3 protein-coding genes and 1 pseudogene are annotated in these 2,831 nt (G+C 50.8%); all 4 read left to right on the plus strand.

Annotated features, from left to right (window positions below; all coding sequences use genetic code 11):
- Positions 1–143 precede the first annotated feature (143 nt).
- The gene (locus V7Z60_RS09620; protein WP_334117595.1) at positions 144–818 is read left to right on the plus strand and encodes a response regulator transcription factor; all 675 of its coding nucleotides are present in this window, start codon (positions 144–146) and stop codon (positions 816–818) included.
- Complete coding sequence (locus V7Z60_RS09625) at positions 815–1,771, plus strand: sensor histidine kinase (RefSeq protein WP_334117596.1); 957 nt, start codon at positions 815–817, stop codon at positions 1,769–1,771. The genes V7Z60_RS09620 and V7Z60_RS09625 overlap by 4 nt, the downstream gene beginning before the upstream one ends.
- 97 nt (positions 1,772–1,868) lie before the next feature.
- Positions 1,869–2,615 carry an ABC transporter ATP-binding protein gene (locus V7Z60_RS09630; protein ID WP_334117597.1) on the plus strand — a complete coding sequence of 249 codons (747 nt, stop codon included), beginning with the start codon at positions 1,869–1,871 and terminating at the stop codon, positions 2,613–2,615.
- 13 nt (positions 2,616–2,628) lie between these two features.
- Positions 2,629–2,831, plus strand: a pseudogene (locus V7Z60_RS09635) (FtsX-like permease family protein); the annotation flags it as partial.

Raw genomic sequence — 2,831 nt, forward strand, 5'->3', positions numbered from 1 at the left:
CGTTCGGCTCCACACCTTGTCCGTTTTGCCCGTAATCCCGTCCTGCGCCCTGACTGGTCAGGCGATGCGTACCTCCCGGAAATAAAAACCGGCGCACGCGTTTCGATCCATGGTACACTATACCCATATGGAGGAAAAAGACGATGAGAAAGATATTCATTATTGAAGACGAACACGATATCATTCAAGCCGTTCATGATGAACTGAAAAAGTGGGGATATGACGTGAGCGGCGTTTCGGACTGGGACAACGTGATGGCGGAAGTCAGGGAATCCGATCCCGTTTTGATTCTGATGGACATTACGCTCCCCATGTATGACGGTTTTTACTGGACACAGCAGATCAGGGCCTTTTCACAGGTGCCGATTATCTTTATTTCGGCTGCCGATTTTGACCAGAATGCCGTGAGGGCGCTGATGATCGGTGCGGATGACTACCTGGTCAAGCCGTTTGCGATGGATCTTCTGACGGCAAAGGTTCAGGCCGTGCTCCGCCGTGTAAATGCAGTGCAGGAAAAGAGTCTGGAAAAATTCGGCTGCGAACTCAATTTGCTGACCAACGACCTGGATTTTCAAGGAGAAAGCGTCAGGCTGACGCCGACCGAGGGACTGATCATGAAGTTGCTCATGCTGAATGCAAACCAGACGGTCAGCAAGAAGAAGCTGATTTCGGCATTGTGGCAGGGAAACAACTTCATCGACGAAAATGCGCTGAACGTCAACCTGAGCAGGCTGCGCGGCAAGCTCTCAACGCTTGAGGGACCGCTTCAGATTACGACGGTCAGGGGTCAGGGCTATCGCCTGGAGGAAAGAATATGATCAGAAAATATCTGGCGGACTGCTGGTCGACATTTCTCGTATATCTGTTCTGCGTGGCGGTCTTTGCGCTTTTCTGCGTTCTTTATGGCTTGAAATTCAGCCTGATCGGCGACTTCGTGCGTTTCACCTGGCTCGTGGCGGTCGGCGCTGCATTTTTTAAAACCGTGCGGACGTTTCGGATTCTCAGACACGTTGAAAACGGCGATATTGACGAATCCTTCGGCCGGACGCTTGTTGAAAGGGAATTTCTGCGCAAGCTGAGTGAAGAAAAGGACAATCTAAATCAGCGCGAGCAAAGACTTGAGCAGGAGTTCAAGGAGCGTTACGACTATCTGATTGTCTGGAGTCATGAGATGAAGACGCCGCTGACGGCGCTGAAGCTGATGGCCGATGCGGCGGAAGTCGTTGACAGTGCACGCGTGCAGAAGCAGGTTGAAAATGCCGAGTATCAGCTGAATCTGCTGCTCAACTATGAGCGCCTGTCCGATTTCAACCATGATCTTGAGTTTGTCCCGATTGATCTGCTTGAGCTCGTACAGCAGATCCTGCGCGACAACATGACGTTTTTCGTTGAGAAGAACCTGACGCTTGACGTGTCAGTGCCGCATGAAAGGCTTTTGACCGACAGGAAGTGGATGTCGTTCATCCTGGAGCAGATTCTGGTTAATGCCAGCAAATACAGTGCTCCGCATCAGCATATCAGGATCGGGTATGATGAAGGCGTGCTTTTCATCCAGGATGAGGGAATAGGAATTTCGCAATCCGATCTGCCGAAGATCTTTGAAGCGGGGTTCACCGGCGAAAACGGCAGAAAGCACGGTGCCGCAACGGGGATGGGACTTTATATCGTCAAGCAGGTCAGCGTGTTTTTGAAGATCGGCGTCACGGTCGATTCAAGACTTGGAGCGGGGACCATTGTCAGGCTGGACTTGAATCGGATACTGGATTTTTAGAAAATAACAGACTGTAAGGTTCCTGTCGCACATGTAACTGTGATTGCGGCAGGAATCTTTTTATAATAAAGGGGTAATGAAACAGGAGGGATAGTAAATGAGTATTTTGGTGTTGAATCATATCAGCAAATCATTCGGCAAGGGGGACAGTCAGGTTGACGCATTGCGCGACATCAGGTTCAGCGTTGAAGAAGGGGAATACGTTGCAATCATGGGGGAATCCGGTGCCGGCAAGTCGACGCTTCTGAACATCATCGCAACGCTTGAGACTGCAACGGGCGGTCAGATCACGCTCAACAACCAGGACCTGTCAAAGCTCAGGGAAAAGGAGAAGGCGGCGTTCAGACGTCAGCATCTGGGATTTGTCTTCCAGAACTTCAACCTGCTTGACACGTTCAATAACCGCGACAACATCTTCCTGCCGCTCGTCTTGAACAAGGTGTCGCATAAGGAAATGGAGAAGCGCCTCGAACCTCTGGCAAGGGATCTTGAAATTGAGCAGCTGCTCGACCGCTATCCGTACGAAATTTCCGGCGGTCAGAAACAGCGCGTGGCGGCTGCCAGGGCATTGATCACGAATCCTGACCTGCTTTTGGCCGACGAACCGACCGGAGCACTCGACTCGCAGAATACGAAGCGTCTGCTTGCGTTGTTTGACAGCGTCAACAGGCATGGACAGACGATTCTGATGGTCACTCACAGTTCGCAGGCTGCAAGCTACGCCGGAAGAACGCTGTTCATCAAGGACGGAATCATTTACCATGAGCTTTATCGCGGGGACATGTCGCAAAAGGACTATGCCAAAAAGATTTCAGACAGCATGACCGTCTTGACGGCAGAATAAGGGGGAAAAAGGGATGTTGAAACTTAAACTTGCAAGACAGACCATCGGCAGGAATCTGCAGCTTTATCTGCCGTTTCTTCTGGCAAATGCAGTGCTGGTCGGCATCAACTACATCTTCTTTTCAATGACGACGAACAGAAGTCTTGAAAGGCAGAATTACGGATCCGGTCTGATTCAGCTGATGAACATCGGACTTGTCTTCACCCTGGCAATCAC

Source organism: Ligilactobacillus sp., from assembly GCF_036846325.1.
GTDB lineage: Bacteria > Bacillota > Bacilli > Lactobacillales > Lactobacillaceae > Ligilactobacillus.

Bases quoted from the DNA above. Each gene is read 5' to 3' on its own strand.
- V7Z60_RS09620 (WP_334117595.1), top strand. From the start codon at position 144: ATGAGAAAGATATTCATTATTGAAGACGAACACGATATCATTCAAGCC.
- V7Z60_RS09625 (WP_334117596.1), top strand. From the start codon at position 815: ATGATCAGAAAATATCTGGCGGACTGCTGGTCGACATTTCTCGTATAT.
- V7Z60_RS09630 (WP_334117597.1), top strand. From the start codon at position 1,869: ATGAGTATTTTGGTGTTGAATCATATCAGCAAATCATTCGGCAAGGGG.